Below are 15,530 nucleotides of genomic sequence, written 5' to 3'. Positions count from 1 at the left end.
CCGTGCGCGGGGGGGCCTCCCCCCCCCCGGGCCCCCCCCCCCCGCCCCCGCCCCGGCCCCCCCCCCCCCCCCCCCGGGGGGGGGGGGGCCCCCCCCCCCCGCGGGGGGGGGCGCCCCACCACCATTTCCAGCCGTCGTGCCGTCAGCTCTGCTGGCCCCACGGCTTGCGCAGGGTCGGCCTGGCCGCCAGCGCCCGCTCGCTGAGCGCGGCCCAGCGAGCCGACAACTCCCACACCACTCGTACGGTCGAACGCGGGACGAACGTCGCGCGCAGCCGGGTGCTCCGGCTCGCCGTGGCGTACAGGGACTCGGTCACCCGGCGCACATCCTCCGCGAGCCCCGCGGCCAGGCGGGGACTCGGTGCGTACAGGACCTGCTCGACGGCGTCCGCCACCCGGTGCACGGCATCCGCCGTCGGTGGATCGAGGAGGCCGAGGCGCACGATCCTGGCGGCTGCCTTGCGGGGTGTCTGCGACTCCTCCGGGCTGATGCCGAAGTCCCAGGCGGTATCGGTCAGTTCCTGCCAGACCGACAGCGCGTGGACCGCCGCGCCGGCGTCACTGCGGCCGTGCGCCCCGAGCCGTACGTCCCGGATCCGCAACCGCCACAGCATCGGCAGGAGCAGAAGCGCCAGCACGGCGAGCGCGCCCAGCGTCCACCCCAGCGGGGCGAGCCACCACCAGCTGCTTTCGTCGTCCTGGCCCAGCGCGGCAGCTGCGGACTCCGTCGCGCATCCGCCGTCCAGCCGCCGCTGCTCCGACGTGCAGGTCTCGCTCGCCGAGGCGGAGTCGGAGGGCGTCACCGACGCGTTCTGGGACGGCACGTCCGGGTTCGGAACGGCGCTGCCCGGAGCCTGGGACTGCGTGTACTCGGGCACTGAACCACGGCTCGGGGTCGGCTCGAAGCGCGTCCAGCCGATGCCCTCGAAGTACAGTTCCGGCCAGGCGTGCGCGTCACGCAGCCCCACCGACACCGTGCGATCCGCCTGCGGGGTGCCCGGCGCGAAGCCCACCGCGACCCGGGCCGGAATGCCCAGCGTGCGGGCCATCGAGGCCATCGCGAAGGAGAAGTGGACGCAGAAGCCCTCCTTGTCCCTCAGGAACCGCGCGATCGCATTGGATCCGCTGCCGACCTGCACCTGCGTGTCGTAGCGGAAGCCGCCGCTCACCGAGAAGTAGTCCTGGAGCTTGACCGCCTGCTCGTACGCGTTCGTCGAACCGGCGGTGACCTCTTGTGCGGTGCGCGCCACGATCGCCGGCAACGACTCCGGGACCTGGGTGAACTCGCGTACCAGTGCCGGGTCCGCCTTCGGTGCCTGGGCCAGCTGCTGCGCGGTCGGCTGCACGTCCAGGCTTGTCACCGTGTACCGCGCACCGCTCGTGTTCTGGCCGTGGTCACCGACGAGGGTGCGGCCCACCGGCTCGTAGCGCCAGTTGCCGTCGATCTGCACACCGGTCGCGGGGTACGGCATCGGCAGCCAGTCCTGTTCGTACCAGTCCGCCGCCGAGATGCTGGTCGTGACCTCGGTGCGCCGTACGTCCGCGCTGAGGCCGATCGGGGTCGGGAACGTGCCGGGCACGTCCTGGATCTTCCGCTGGGACGGCTTCCACGCCGTGCCGTCGAACGAGTCCAGTGAGACGATTCGCAGATACAGGTCCTGGGTGTCCTCGGTGCTGTTGCGCACGGACATGACCTGGCGGTCCTCGTTCACGTTCAGGCTGTCGCGCAGCGTCACCAGCGGGTTCACGGCGGAGATCGTGCCGCCGCCTCCGCTGCCCGAGCCGACCCCGCTCCCGGCGGCGTCCAGCAGCCCGCCGTCGAGCGAGGGCAGCGCGAGCGGCACCACCAGGGCGACACCCAGCGCGACCGCGCCGATCCGCCGTCCCGTCCGTACAGAGGCGATCGCGTCGCCGGCCGGCTGATCGCCCGGGGCGCGGGGCGCGCCGCCGAAGACCCGGCCCCACTGGGAGAGCCGGTCGCGGCCCTCGGCCAGCAGGAGCATGAGATAGCCCGCCGCCGCGAGCAGGAACCACAGCCAGGCGCCGCCGCCGTCGGCCAGCCCGGCGGCGACCGAGTACAGCGCGAGCAGCGGCAGGCCTGCCGGGGCCGCGCTGCGGAACGTCACCGCGAGGGTGTCCACCGCGAGCCCGATCAGCAGGACACCGCCGACCAGCATCAGCCGTATGCCGTCGGACAGCGGCGCCGGGATGGCGTACCGCCCGATGTCGTCCGTGCCGTTCTGGAGCAGCGTGCCGAAGTGCTGGAAGGCGTCGGGGCCGGGGATCAGGCCGAAGAACGCCTGTTCCCGGGCGAAGACCAGGGTCAGCAGGAGGAGGGAGACGAGGACCTGCGCGGCCAGCGTCAGCGGCCAGGCCAGCGGCACCCGTCGGGTCCCCGCGCCGACGACGGTCTGCATGCCCAGCAGGAAGGCCACCTGGAGCAGCCAGCTCACGTCCTCGACCAGCGGCAGCATGGCGCACGCCGCCAGCATGGTGGCGATCCAGGCGCACAGCGCCAGTCGTGCCCGCCCGCTCATCACAGTCCCTCCCGGCCGCCGACGGCACCGAGACCGGAACGCTCCCGGTCCGCCTGGCTCCACAGGTCGCTCATCGCGGCCCCTCGCGGCACTCGCACCGCAGTCCAGCCCGCCTCGCGCAGCATCCGCAGCGACTCCTCGCCCGGGTCCTCGGGACCCGGCACATCGGTGGGTTCCCGCACCCAGGTCTCACTGTCCAGCAGGAAGGCGACAGCCCCGCCGCTGCGTTGCCGCATCTTGGCGGCCACCGCGGCCTGCTCCTCGTCGAGGTCGCCGAAGAACGCCATCAGCATTCCCTCGCCGCCGCCGCGCAGCACGTCGTACGCCCGGGAGATGTCCGTGCCGTCCGAGTGGTCGACCACCGCGAGGGTGTCCATCATCAGTCCGGCCGCGTCCGCCGACTCCTGGCTGGCGCCCGCGAAACCCTCGGCGCCCTCGCCGGGCACGGAGTTGCCCGTGTCCGTCAACAGCCGTACCGAAAAGCCCCGTTCGAGCATGTGCACCAGGACGGACGCGGCGCCCGACACGGCCCACTCGAAGGCCGAGTCCGGGCCCGCGCCCAGATAGGCGATGCCCCGGGTGTCCAGGAGCACCGTGCAGCGGGCGCGCTGCGGCTGCTCCTCGCGGCGCACCATCAGCTCGCCGTAGCGGGCGGTGGAGCGCCAGTGCACGCGGCGCAGGTCGTCGCCGTAGCGGTACCCGCGCGGAATCGCGTCGTCCTCGCCGGCCAGTGCCAGCGAGCGCTGCCGTCCGTCGCCGTACCCCCTGGCCTCGCCCGTGAGCCGCACCGGCGGCAGCCCCTCCACGCGCGGGATCACCGTCAGGGTGTCGTACGTCGAGAAGGAGCGGGTCAGTTCGCACATGCCGAACGGGTCGGTCAGCCGCAGCTGGAGCGGGCCCAGCGGATAGCGGCCCCGCAGGTCCGAGCGGACGCGGTAGGACACCTCGCGGCGCCCGCCCGCCTCCACCCGGTCCAGGACGAACCGGGGGCGCGGACCGAGCACGTACGGCACCCGGTCCTGGAGCATCAGCAGGCCCGTGGGCAGCCGCGAGACGTTGTCCATCCGGAGATGGACCCGGGCCTCGGCGGCGGCGGGCACGCGCGCGGGGGAGAGTCGGCGGCTGCCGGCCACCCGGTAGCGCGTGCGGTACAGGACGGTCGCGCAGACCAGCGGCAGCACGGCGAGCAGGATGCCCACCCGGAGCAGATCGCTCTGCCCCAGGACGTACGCACAGATGGCGGCGGCGACTCCGGCGGCCAGGAAGGAGCGCCCGCGCGTGGTGAGACCGGCCAGCGCCGTGCGCACCCCGCCCTTTTCGCCCTGGTCGTCCTCCGGGTGCCCCGGCGCCCCTGCGCTCATCCAAGCCTCCGTGGCGGCTGCTGGCCGAACTCGGGCGCGGAGCGGCCCACGCCGAAGCCGCTCTGCGGCTGGGGTGCCGCGGGCACCGCGGTGCGCTGGAGGATCTCCAGGACGACCTGCTCCGCGGTACGGCGGTTCAACTGGGCCTGGGCGGTGGGCAGCAGGCGGTGGGCCAGGACGGCCACGGCGAGGGCCTGGATGTCGTCCGGCAGTGCGTACTCACGGCCGCTCAGGGCGGCGGACGCCTTCGCTGCGCGCAGCAGGTGCAGTGTGGCGCGCGGCGAGGCGCCGAGTCTGAGGTCGGGGTGCGTGCGCGTGGCGCCCACCAGGTCCACCGCGTACCGCTGGACCGATTCGGCGACATGGACGTTGCGGACGGCCTCGACGAGCTTCACGATGTCGTGCGCGTGGGCGACCGGCTGGAGGTCGTCCAGCGGGGAGACGCCGCCGTGCACGTCCAGCATCTGGAGCTCGGCCTCCGGGCTCGGGTAGCCGATGGAGACGCGGGCCATGAAGCGGTCGCGCTGAGCCTCCGGGAGCGGGTAGGTGCCCTCCATCTCGACCGGGTTCTGGGTGGCCACCACCATGAAGGGGCTGGGCAGTTCGTAGGTCTGCCCGTCGATGGTGACCTGGCGCTCCTCCATGGACTCCAGAAGCGCGGACTGGGTCTTCGGCGACGCGCGGTTGATCTCGTCGCCGATCACGATCTGCGCGAAGATCGCCCCCGGTTTGAACTCGAAGTCGCGGCGCTGCTGGTCCCAGATGGACACACCGGTGATGTCCGAGGGCAGCAGGTCCGGCGTGAACTGAATACGCCGCACGGAACAGTCGATGGACTTGGCCAGCGTCTTGGCCAGCATGGTCTTGCCGACGCCAGGCACATCTTCGATCAGAAGATGCCCCTCGGCGAGCAGCACGGTCAGCGAAAGCCGTACGACCTCAGGCTTGCCCTCGATCACTCCCTCCACGGAACTGCGGACTCGTTCCACAGTGGCGGTCAGATCAGTGAGGCTCGCTCGATCGTCATAGGTCGTCACACGGCCCTCCTAGGCCCGTTCATACTCCGGGCCGACGCTCTGCGATGCGGACCGGCCCACCCCGAAACACGAACACCACGCGTGAGAAGTTCCGCGTGACGTCACACCCGCATTCTTGTTGCCGTTACCGGTTCGTGTCACTCGCCTGTGGATAACTGGCAGGGCTATGTCTTGTTTTCGGGCATTTTCGTCCCTGAAGTGCAGGGTAAATTTCGTAGAGACATACGTAAGAACAGGCGGTCCGGTTCGGTTACGCGGGGTCGATCTCGCGCAACAGGCCCGACTTCACGTCGAAGACGAAGCCGCGGACGTCGTCGGTGTGCAGCAGGAACGGGTTGGTGCGCACGCGCTGCATCGACTGCCGTACGTCCTGGTCGACGTCCCGGAAGGCCTCCACCGCCCAGGCGGGGCGCTGGCCCACCTCGTCCTCCAGTTCGTGCCGGAAGTCCTCGGTGAGGGACTCCAGGCCGCAGCCGGTGTGGTGGATGAGGATGACACTGCGGGTGCCGAGTGCCCGCTGGCTGATGGTCAGGGAGCGGATCACGTCGTCGGTGACGGCACCGCCCGCGTTGCGGATGGTGTGGCAGTCGCCGAGCTCCAGGCCGAGCGCGGCGTGCAGGTCGAGGCGGGCGTCCATGCAGGCCACGATCGCTACCTGGAGCACCGGACGGGCGTCCATCCCCGGGTCGGCGAAGGCGGCGGCGTACTGCTCGTTGGCCTCGACGAGACGGTCGGTGACTGTGCCGTCGCTGGATATGGCGCCGTCAGGTCCGGTGGGAACTGATGCGGAAGTCGTCATAACTATGACGGTACTGGTCACGCCCCTTCCGGGCCCGCTGTGAGAGGGGACAAAGAACATCAATGAGCGTTGTTGTGAGGTAACCCACACGGGTGGTACGAGTGTACCCGTACGGGTGATTTCTGCCGATTCGCGTCCTGGTGGGGGCGGGGCGTCGCGACGCGCAGGCCGGTTGATTGACCGCGAGTCACCGTGGACTAAAGTGACGCGAAGCGGGAGGCGAGACTCCCCGCTGGACTGATTGATCCCCCGCGTGCGCGGCGCGTACGTGCGGCTCGGCCTCCTCCCGCTCCCGGTCGGCTGACGCTTCCGGCGCCGGCAGGCCTCCCCTTCTTCGAGCGGGCGGGGACCCGGCGGTGCGTACGGCACCGTTCCGGACCTGAGAGGGCCCTTTGAGCCAGAGTCGACATGTCCCGGTGATGCTCCAGCGGTGCCTGGACCTGTTGGCCCCCGCCCTGGAGCGGCCCGGAGCGGTCGTCGTGGACTGCACCCTCGGCCTCGGCGGCCACAGCGAGGCACTCCTCGCCCGTTTCCCCGAGGCCCGGCTGATCGCCCTCGACCGCGACAAGGAGGCACTGCGCCTCTCCGGGGAGCGGCTCGCCCCCTTCGGCGAGCGGGCCACCCTGGTGCACGCGGTGTACGACGAGCTGCCCGACGTACTCGAACGCCTGGACCTGCCCAAGGTCGACGGTGTGCTCTTCGATCTCGGTGTCTCCTCCATGCAACTCGACGAGGCCGACCGGGGGTTCGCCTACGCCCAGGACGCGCCGCTCGACATGCGCATGGACCAGACGACCGGCATCAGCGCGGCCGAGGTCCTCAACACCTACCCGCCGGGCGAACTCGTCCGGATCCTCAGGGCGTACGGCGAGGAGAAGCAGGCCAAGCGGATCGTCTCCGCGGTCGTGCGCGAGCGCGGCAAGGAGCCCTTCAGTAACAGCGCCCGGCTCGTCGAACTGATCCGCGACGCGCTGCCGCAGGCCGCCAAGCGCACCGGCGGCAACCCCGCCAAGCGCACCTTCCAGGCGCTGCGCATCGAGGTCAACGGTGAACTGACCGTCCTGGAACGGGCGATCCCGGCCGCGGTGAAGGCGCTCGCCGTCGGCGGCCGGATCGCTGTCCTGTCGTACCACTCGCTCGAAGACCGGCTGGTCAAGCAGGTGTTCGCGGCCGGAGCCGCCAACACGGCGCCCCCCGGGCTGCCCGTTGTGCCCGAGCGTTACCAGCCCCGGCTCAAGCTGCTCACCCGTGGTGCCGAACTTCCCACCGAGGAAGAGGTCGCCGACAACCGGCGAGCGGCCCCGGCGCGACTGCGCGGGGCACAGCGCACCAGGGAGGACGCCGAGTGAGGCGTACGGAGGGGACGGCGGGTGAGCAGGAGACCCGGGCTTGCCGGGAAGGCGAGCGGGAACGCGCGTGGGAGAAACCGACGGGCAGGGAGGGCGAGTGAGTAGGAATCCCGAACTGAGGGGCCGGGCCGCCCGCCTCGCCCGGCTTTTTCCGACCGGGCCGGGGCAGGCCGCCCGTACCCCGTTCGTCCTGCTCGTCGTCTTCCTCCTGGGCGGCGGTCTCATCGGGCTCCTGGTGCTGAACTCCGCGCTCAGCGAGGGCGGGTTCCGCCTCGACGACCTCCAGAACGACACCAAGAGCCTCACCGACGAGGAACAGGCGCTCCAGCGGGACGTGGACGCCTACGCCGCGCCCGACGCCCTCCAGCGCCGCGCCCGGGAACTCGGCATGGTGCCCGGCGGCGACCCGGCCTTCCTCAACCCCGACGGCACGGTCAAGGGCGTCCCCGGGGCCGCCGCGGAGCCGGCGGCGCTGCGGATCCCGGCCATCGTCCCGCCCGAGATGATCGAGCCCGAGCCGGCGCCCACGCCCACTGCCACACCTGTTCCCACTGGTACACCTGTTCCCACGCCCACCCCTGAGCCGACGCCCACGCCGACCCCCTCCGTGCCGGCGTCCCCGGAGAAGGCACCCACAGCCACCCTCCCCTCCACGACCCCCGGCAGGTGACGGAAGTGTCCGACAGGGAACCGCCGCGCCGTCGCGTGCCCGGACCGGCCAGGCCCGCCCGACCCGGGGCCGACCGGCGACCGGGCCCCGGGGCCCGCCCCGCCCGCCGTCCGCCCGCCCCCCGCCCCGCCGGGCCCAAGATCATCCGTCTCGGCAGCCCCCGGCCCCGGCTGCGCATGGTCAGCCTGGCGCTGGCGCTGGTGCTGATCGCCTTCGTCGTACGGCTGCTCCAGGTGCAGGCCGTCGACGCGAGCGAGTACGCCGCGAAGGCCGAGCAGAACCGGTACGTCGGCCGCACCCTGGCCGCCGAACGCGGCGAGATCACCGACCGCAACGGCGTCGAACTGGCGACCAGCGTGGACGCGTACGACATCACCGCGGATCCGACGATGTTCACGCCGGAAACCACGAAACTGGCCGACGCCGCCGACCAGGCCGCCGCTCTCCTCGCGCCGATCCTCGGGCAGGACACGGATGCCGTCGCCAAGAAGCTGAAGACGCCGAACACGCGCTACACGCTGCTCGCGAACCGCCAGACCCCCCAGGTGTGGACGCAGATCAAGGATCTGAAGTCCACCCTGGCCGCCAAGTCCGAAACCGACCCGGACACTTTCAACGTCCTCGCCGGTGTGCTGGCCGTGCCCGCGAGCAAGCGCGTCTATCCGAACGGTGAACTCGCCGCCGGACTGCTGGGCTGGGTCAGCGCCGACGGCAAGGGCGGCGGCGGCCTCGAACAGCAACTGAACGGGGAACTCGCCGGGCAGGACGGCAAGATCCGGTACGCCCAGTCAGGAGGACGGCAGGTGCCCACCGCCGATTCCACCGAGACGCCCGCGGTCCCCGGCTCCGACTTCGAACTGACCATCGACCGCGATATCCAGTGGGCCGCGCAGAACGCCATCACCGAGCAGGTGAAGGAGTCGAAGGCGGACCGCGGGTACGTGATAGTGCAGGACACCCGGACCGGCCAGATCCTGGCCATGGCCAACTCGCCCGGTTTCGACCCCAACGACCTCAGCCAGGCGAACCCGAACGCCCTCGGCAACGCGGCCCTCCAGGACGCCTACGAGCCCGGTTCCACCGCCAAGGTCATGTCGATGGCCGCCGTACTCGAACAGAACGTGGCCACGCCCGCCACGCATGTCGTCGTGCCCAACCGGCTGCACCGCGGCGACCGGCTCTTCAAGGACGACATCAACCACCCGACCTGGTACCTCACGCTCAACGGGGTGCTCGCCAAGTCCAGCAACATCGGCACCATCCTGGCCACCGGGCAGTTGGGCAGGACGCAGCAGGAATCGAACCGGGTCCTCTACTCCTACCTGCGCAAGTTCGGACTCGGCAGCTACACCGGGCTCGACTTCCCCGGCGAGACCAAGGGCATCCTCGCGCCGCCCGACCAGTGGTCGACCTCGCAGCAGTTCACGATTCCTTTCGGCCAGGGCGTCTCGCTCAACGCGCTCCAGGCGGCCTCCGTGTACTCGACGATCGCCAACGGCGGCGTCCGCGTGGAGCCGACCCTGATCCGGGGCACCAAGGGCGCCGACGGCCGGTTCACCCCCGTCGCCGACCCGAAGAAGACCCGGGTCGTCAGTGCGAAGACGGCGAAGACCCTCGCCAAGATGCTGGAGTCCGTCGTGGACGACGAAGAGGGCACCGGCACCAAGGCGCGCATCCCCGGCTACCGGGTGGCGGGCAAGACCGGTACCGCCAACCGTGTGGATCCGGCCACCGGCCGCTACAACGGCTACACCTCGTCGTTCGCCGGGTTCGCACCCGCCGACAACCCGCGCATCACCGTCTACTGCGCCATCCAGAACGCCACCAAGGGCAGTTACTTCGGCGGCCAGATCTGTGGCCCCATCTACAAGGAGGTCATGGAGTTCGCCCTGAAGACCCTTCAGGTACCGCCCACCGGGGCCAAGGCCGCGAATCTCCCCGTGACCTTCACACCCTGATCAGCACGGAAACCAGCCAGGAAACAGCTCGTGACTACGAACTCTCCCGACCCGGGGAACAGCGCACCGTCGCCCACCCCGCCCGCGCCCTCACTTCGCCCGTCCGGGGGTGCGCCCGGTACGCTCACCGCCGTGCCACACGCTGATCAGTCCCAAACCACCCAGAAGGGCGTTCCTGTGACATATCCGGGACCGCCGAGGCCGGTTCACGTCTCCGCCACACCCCTCGCGGAACTCGCCGGCCAGCTGAGTGCCCCGCAGACCCGGATCCCGCAGGACGCCACCGGAGTCACGGGCATCACCCACGACTCACGAGCCGTCCGCCCCGGCGACCTGTACGCCGCCCTCCCGGGCGCCCGTCTGCACGGCGCCGACTTCGTGACGCAGGCGGCCGGCCTCGGCGCCGCCGCCGTGCTGACCGACCCGACGGGCGCCGAACGCGCCGCCGCCACCGGGCTCCCGGTGCTGGTGGCCGACGACCCGCGCGCGCGGATGGGCGAACTGGCGGCCACGATCTACGGCCGTCCGGGGCGCGACCTGCTCCAGATCGGCATCACCGGCACCTCCGGGAAGACCACCACCGCGTACCTCGTCGAGGGCGGTCTGAAGACGGACCGGGCCACCGGCCTGATCGGCACGGTCGAGATGCGCATCGGCGACGAGCGCATCAAGTCCGAACGCACCACGCCCGAGGCCACCGACCTCCAGGCCCTGTTCGCGGTGATGCGTGAGCGCGGGGTCGAGGCGGTCGCCATGGAGGTCTCCAGCCACGCGCTGGTCCTGGGCCGGGTCGACGGCTGCGTCTTCGACATCGCCGTCTTCAACAACCTCAGCCCGGAACACATGGAGTTCCACTCCGACATGGAGGACTACTTCCAGGCCAAGGCACGGCTGTTCACTCCCGAACGCAGCAAACTCGGGGTCGTCAACCTCGACGACGCGTACGGCCGACGGCTCGCCCGGGAGGCCGCCGTACCGGTCGTCACCTTCTCCGCCGAGGGCCACCCGGACGCCGACTGGCGCGCCGAGGACGTCCAGGTCGGCCCGATGGACTCGACGTTCACGGTGGTCGGCCCCAAGGGGCAGCGGATCAGGGCCAGGTCGCCGCTCGCCGGCACGTTCAACGTCGCCAACACCCTCGCCGCGATCGTCTCCCTCGCCGAGGCCGGGCTCGACCCCCAGACCGCGGCCGACGGTGTCGGCGCCGTGCCGGGGGTGCCGGGCCGGCTGGAGCGCGTGGACGTCGGCCAGCCGTATCTCGCGGTGGTCGACTACGCGCACAAGACGGACGCCGTCGAGTCGGTCCTGCGCGCGCTGCGCAAGGTCACCGAGGGCAGGCTGCACGTGGTCCTCGGCTGCGGCGGCGACCGGGACAAAACCAAGCGCGTGCCCATGGGCGCCGCCGTGGCCCGGTTCGCCGACACCGCCGTACTCACCTCCGACAACCCCCGCTCCGAAGACCCCCTCGCGATCCTCGCGACGATGCTCGAAGGTGCGGCCTCCGTGCCGGCGCACGAGCGGGGCGAGGTCCAGGTGTTCGAGGACCGGGCCGAGGCCATTGCCGCCGCCGTGGGCCGTGCGCGGCCCGGGGACACCGTGCTGGTCGCGGGCAAGGGCCATGAGCAGGGCCAGGACATCGCCGGGGTGGTCCGTCCGTTCGACGACCGCCAGGTGCTTCGCGAAGCTATCCAGAAGACCCAGGGATGAACTTGTGATCGCCCTCTCTCTCGCCGAGATCGCAGCAGTCGTCGGCGGGCAGACCCACGACATACCGGATCCGTCGGTCCAGGTCACCGGACAGGTCGTCAGGGACTCCCGTGAGGTGGAGCCAGGCAGCCTCTTCGTCGCCTTCGCCGGGGAGCACGTCGACGGCCACGACTTCGCGGCCGCGGTCGTCGAGGCGGGCGCGGTCGCCGTACTGGCGTCCAGACCGGTCGGCGTGCCCGCGGTCGTCGTGGACGACGTGCAGCGGGCGCTGGGCGCCCTCGCACGGCACGTGGTCCAGCGGCTCGGCGCGACCCTCGTGGCCCTCACCGGCTCCGCGGGCAAGACCAGCACCAAGGACCTGATCGCCCAGGTGCTCCAGCACAAGGCGCCGACGGTCTACACGCCCGGCTCGTTCAACAACGAGATCGGGCTGCCGCTGACCGCACTGAGCGCCACCGAGGAGACCAGGTACCTGGTCCTGGAGATGGGCGCCCGCGGACTCGGTCACATCCGCTACCTGACGGATCTGACGCCCCCGCGGATCGGCCTCGTCATCAACGTCGGCACCGCCCACATCGGCGAGTTCGGCGGACGTGAGCAGATCGCACAAGCGAAGGGCGAACTCGTCGAGGCGCTGCCCTCCGAGGCGGACGGCGGCGCCGCGATCCTCAACGCCGACGATCCCCTCGTACGGGCCATGGCGACTCGGACGAAGGCGAAGGTGATCTTCTTCGGCGAGTCCGGCGAAGCGGACGTACGCGCAGAGAACGTACGACTCACGGACAGGGGACAGCCCGCCTTCAGGCTCTGCACACCCTCCGGTGCAAGCGACGTGACCATGCGCCTGTACGGTGAGCATCACGTGTCGAACGCGCTCGCCGCCGCCGCCGTCGCCCATGAGCTGGGCATGTCCGCAGACGAGATCGCCACCGCGCTCTCCGAGGCGGGCTCCCTCTCCCGCTGGCGGATGGAGGTCACCGAGCGCCCGGACGGCGTGACGATCGTCAACGACGCCTACAACGCGAACCCCGAGTCCATGCGAGCGGCTTTGCGCGCGCTCGCTGCCATGGGCACAGCCGCACGGGCTGCGGGGGGCCGTACGTGGGCGGTGCTCGGCAAGATGGCCGAGCTCGGGGACGAGGCGCTCGCCGAGCACGACGCGGTCGGACGGCTGGCCGTCCGGCTCAATGTCGGCAAGCTCGTCGCGGTCGGGGGCAGGGAAGCGTCCTGGCTCCAACTGGGCGCATATAACGAGGGTTCGTGGGGTGAGGAGTCGGTGCACGTGTCCGACGCACAGGCGGCTGTCGACCTGTTGCGCAGCGAGCTGCGCCCGGGGGATGTCGTGCTCGTGAAGGCGTCCCGGTCGGTCGGGCTCGAACGGGTGGCGCAGGCGCTGCTCGTCGGCGGCTTTGAGGGTGAGGTTGCCGCCCGATGATGAACCAGATCCTGTTCTCGGGCGTCATCGGTATGTTCCTGACGCTGATCGGCACCCCGCTGCTGATCAAGCTGCTGGCGCGCAAGGGCTACGGCCAGTACATCCGTGACGACGGCCCGCGCGAGCACCACGCGAAGCGCGGTACGCCGACCATGGGCGGTATCGCCTTCATCATGGCGACGATCGTCGCCTACTTCCTGTCCAAGGTGATCACCGGCAAGCCGCCGACCTTCTCCGGGCTGCTGGTGCTCGGCCTGATGGGCGGCATGGGCCTGGTCGGCTTCCTGGACGACTACATCAAGATCGTCAAGCGGCGCTCGCTCGGTCTGCGGGCCAAGGCGAAGATGGCCGGCCAGCTGACCGTCGGTATCGCCTTCGCGGTGCTCTCGCTCCAGTTCGCGGACGACCGCAACAACACGCCCGCCTCCACGAAGCTCTCCTTCGTCCAGGACTTCGGCTGGACGATCGGCCCGGTGCTGTTCGTCGTCTGGGCGCTGTTCATGATCCTCGCCATGTCGAACGGCGTGAACCTGACGGACGGTCTGGACGGCCTCGCCACCGGCGCCTCCGTCCTCGTCTTCGGCGCGTACACGTTCATCGGCGTCTGGCAGTTCCAGGAGTCCTGCGCCAACGCGGTGACCCTGACCAACCCGTCCGCCTGTTACGAGGTACGAGATCCGCTGGACCTCGCCGTCGTCTCCTCGGCGCTGATGGGTGCCTGCCTCGGCTTCCTGTGGTGGAACACCTCGCCCGCCAAGATCTTCATGGGTGACACCGGTTCACTGGCCCTGGGCGGCGCGCTCGCCGGCCTCGCGATCTGCTCCCGTACGGAACTGCTGCTGGCGCTCCTCGGCGGCCTGTTCGTGCTGATCACCATGTCGGTGGTCATCCAGGTCGGCTCCTTCAAGCTCACCGGCAAGCGAGTCTTCCGGATGGCGCCACTCCAGCACCACTTCGAACTCAAGGGCTGGTCCGAAGTTCTTGTCGTGGTCCGCTTCTGGATCATCCAGGGCATCTGCGTGATCGTCGGACTGGGCATCTTCTACGCGGGATGGGCGGCCGACAAGTGACGTCCGGTCAGGGCAGCGACTGGCAGGACATGCGTGTCACCGTCGCCGGACTCGGCGTGAGCGGCATCAGCGCCGCCCGCGCCCTGACCGCCCTCGGCGCCTCCGTCATCGTCGTGGACGGCGGGGACTCCGATGCCCACCGGGAACGCGCGGCCGCCCTGGAGGGCATCGAGGTACGCCTCGGAGACGCGGAGACGCTGCCCGAGGGCACCGAACTGGTCGTCACCTCGCCCGGCTGGAAGCCGAGTTCACCGCTCTTCGCGGCCGCCGCCGAGGCGGGCGTGGACGTGGTCGGCGACGTCGAGATCGCCTGGCGGCTGCGCGGCCCGCATGCCGCCCCCTGGCTGGCGATCACCGGCACCAACGGCAAGACGACGACCACCCAGATGCTCGCCTCGATCCTGCGGGCGGCGGGCCTGCGTACGGCCGCCGTCGGCAACATCGGCACCCCGATCATCGACGTGGTCCAGGAAGGCGACGACGCGTACGACGTCCTGGCCGTCGAACTCTCCAGCTACCAGCTCCACTGGGCGCCCTCCCTGCGCGCCCACTCCGCCGCCGTCCTCAACCTCGCCCCCGACCACCTCGACTGGCACGGCTCCATGGAGGCGTACGCCGCCGACAAGGGCCGTATCTACGAGGGCAATCGGGTCGCCTGTGTCTACAACGTGGATGCCACCGACAAACCGTCCACCGAGGACCTGGTGCGCGAGGCGGACGTCGAGGAGGGCTGCCGGGCCGTCGGGTTCACGCTCGGCGCGCCCGGACCGTCCCAACTCGGCGTCGTGGAGGGCATCCTGGTCGACCGAGCCTTCGTCGAGAACCGGCAGCAGAACGCCCAGGAACTGGCCGAGGTCTCGGACGTCAGTCCGCCGGCCCCGCACAACATCGCCAACGCCCTTGCGGCGGCTGCCCTCGCCCGCGCCTTCGGGGTGCCGGCGAAGGCCGTCCGGGACGGCCTCAGGGCCTTCACCCCGGACGCGCACCGCATCGCGCATGTGGCCGATGTCGACGGGGTCGCCTACGTCGACGACTCCAAGGCGACCAACACCCACGCGGCCGAGGCCTCCTTGGCGGCGTACGAGTCGATCGTGTGGATCGCCGGCGGGCTCGCCAAGGGCGCGACCTTCGACGAGCTGGTCACCAAGTCGGCAAAGCGACTTCGCGGCGTGGTGCTGATCGGCGCGGACCGCGCGCTGATCGGCGAAGCCCTCGCGCGACACGCGCCGGAGGTACCCGTCGTCGACCTCGACCGGACCGACACTGGGGCGATGCTCGCGGCTGTTCAGGAGGCCCGGCGGCTGGCCGCGGCGGGCGACACGGTGCTGCTGGCCCCGGCCTGTGCCTCCATGGACATGTTCACCAACTACAACAAGCGCGGTGACGCGTTCGCGCACGCTGTTCGCGAACTCGGGGCGGGGACCTGACGGTCGGTCTTCGGCCGCGGAGGGTGTCTTCGGGGGCCTTGGAGGGACACGTGAGGTCGGTTGTGGCTCGGGAACTTTCGGTGGGTTGTCTGGTGCCGGCCCGGTGGGGGCTGGTCGCGCCCCGCGGCGGAGCCGCAGATCGGACACAGCCCCGCGCCCCTGAAGGGGGCGCTGCGCGCGC

The 15,530-nt window shown here is 71.0% G+C and carries 11 protein-coding genes; 7 read left to right on the top strand and 4 right to left on the bottom strand.

Annotated features, from left to right (window positions below; genetic code table 11):
• Positions 1 to 142 precede the first annotated feature (142 nt).
• The 4 genes from ACH4TV_RS01285 to ACH4TV_RS01270 all read right to left on the bottom strand — a co-directional run bounded on the left by ACH4TV_RS01285 (position 143) and on the right by ACH4TV_RS01270 (position 5,733).
• A complete protein-coding gene (locus ACH4TV_RS01285; protein WP_398392989.1) occupies positions 143 to 2,536 on the bottom strand; it encodes a DUF3488 and DUF4129 domain-containing transglutaminase family protein in 2,394 nt (797 codons plus the stop codon).
• Complete coding sequence (locus tag ACH4TV_RS01280) at positions 2,536 to 3,897, bottom strand: DUF58 domain-containing protein (RefSeq protein WP_398392987.1); 1,362 nt, start codon at positions 3,895 to 3,897, stop codon at positions 2,536 to 2,538. Before ACH4TV_RS01280 ends, ACH4TV_RS01285 begins: the two co-directional genes overlap by 1 nt.
• Positions 3,894 to 4,934, bottom strand: a complete 1,041-nt coding sequence (locus ACH4TV_RS01275) for an AAA family ATPase (protein ID WP_398392985.1) — start codon at positions 4,932 to 4,934, stop codon at positions 3,894 to 3,896. The genes ACH4TV_RS01280 and ACH4TV_RS01275 overlap by 4 nt, the downstream gene beginning before the upstream one ends.
• 250 nt (positions 4,935 to 5,184) lie before the next feature.
• Positions 5,185 to 5,733: a beta-class carbonic anhydrase gene (locus ACH4TV_RS01270; protein WP_398392983.1), complete on the bottom strand. Its 549-nt coding sequence runs from the start codon at positions 5,731 to 5,733 to the stop codon at positions 5,185 to 5,187.
• 392 nt (positions 5,734 to 6,125) lie between these two features.
• On the opposite strand from ACH4TV_RS01270, the gene rsmH reads away from it, so the two are divergent.
• From rsmH to murD, 7 genes are all read left to right on the top strand, one after another.
• On the top strand, positions 6,126 to 7,082 hold the full coding sequence (gene rsmH, locus ACH4TV_RS01265) for a 16S rRNA (cytosine(1402)-N(4))-methyltransferase RsmH (RefSeq protein ID WP_398392981.1): 957 nt from the start codon (positions 6,126 to 6,128) through the stop codon (positions 7,080 to 7,082).
• Between the two features lie 97 nt (positions 7,083 to 7,179).
• Positions 7,180 to 7,752, top strand: coding sequence for a hypothetical protein (locus ACH4TV_RS01260; RefSeq protein WP_398392980.1), 573 nt, complete (start codon positions 7,180 to 7,182; stop codon positions 7,750 to 7,752).
• Between the two features lie 5 nt (positions 7,753 to 7,757).
• A complete protein-coding gene (locus tag ACH4TV_RS01255) occupies positions 7,758 to 9,710 on the top strand; it encodes a peptidoglycan D,D-transpeptidase FtsI family protein (protein WP_398392978.1) in 1,953 nt (650 codons plus the stop codon).
• Positions 9,711 to 9,740: 30 nt separating this feature from the next.
• Entirely contained in the window at positions 9,741 to 11,417 is a 1,677-nt protein-coding gene (locus ACH4TV_RS01250) for a UDP-N-acetylmuramoyl-L-alanyl-D-glutamate--2,6-diaminopimelate ligase (RefSeq protein WP_398392976.1), read from the top strand.
• A gap of 4 nt (positions 11,418 to 11,421) precedes the next feature.
• On the top strand, positions 11,422 to 12,852 hold the full coding sequence (gene murF, locus ACH4TV_RS01245) for a UDP-N-acetylmuramoyl-tripeptide--D-alanyl-D-alanine ligase (RefSeq protein ID WP_398392974.1): 1,431 nt from the start codon (positions 11,422 to 11,424) through the stop codon (positions 12,850 to 12,852).
• Complete coding sequence (mraY, locus tag ACH4TV_RS01240; RefSeq protein ID WP_398392972.1) at positions 12,849 to 13,922, top strand: phospho-N-acetylmuramoyl-pentapeptide-transferase; 1,074 nt, start codon at positions 12,849 to 12,851, stop codon at positions 13,920 to 13,922. The genes murF and mraY overlap by 4 nt, the downstream gene beginning before the upstream one ends.
• Complete coding sequence (murD, locus tag ACH4TV_RS01235; RefSeq protein WP_398392970.1) at positions 13,904 to 15,349, top strand: UDP-N-acetylmuramoyl-L-alanine--D-glutamate ligase; 1,446 nt, start codon at positions 13,904 to 13,906, stop codon at positions 15,347 to 15,349. Before mraY ends, murD begins: the two co-directional genes overlap by 19 nt.
• The last annotated feature ends 181 nt before the right edge of the window (positions 15,350 to 15,530 follow it).

Source organism: Streptomyces sp. NPDC020898, assembly GCF_044333925.1.
GTDB lineage: Bacteria > Actinomycetota > Actinomycetes > Streptomycetales > Streptomycetaceae > Streptomyces.
This window is presented reverse-complemented; position numbering and strand designations above follow the sequence as displayed.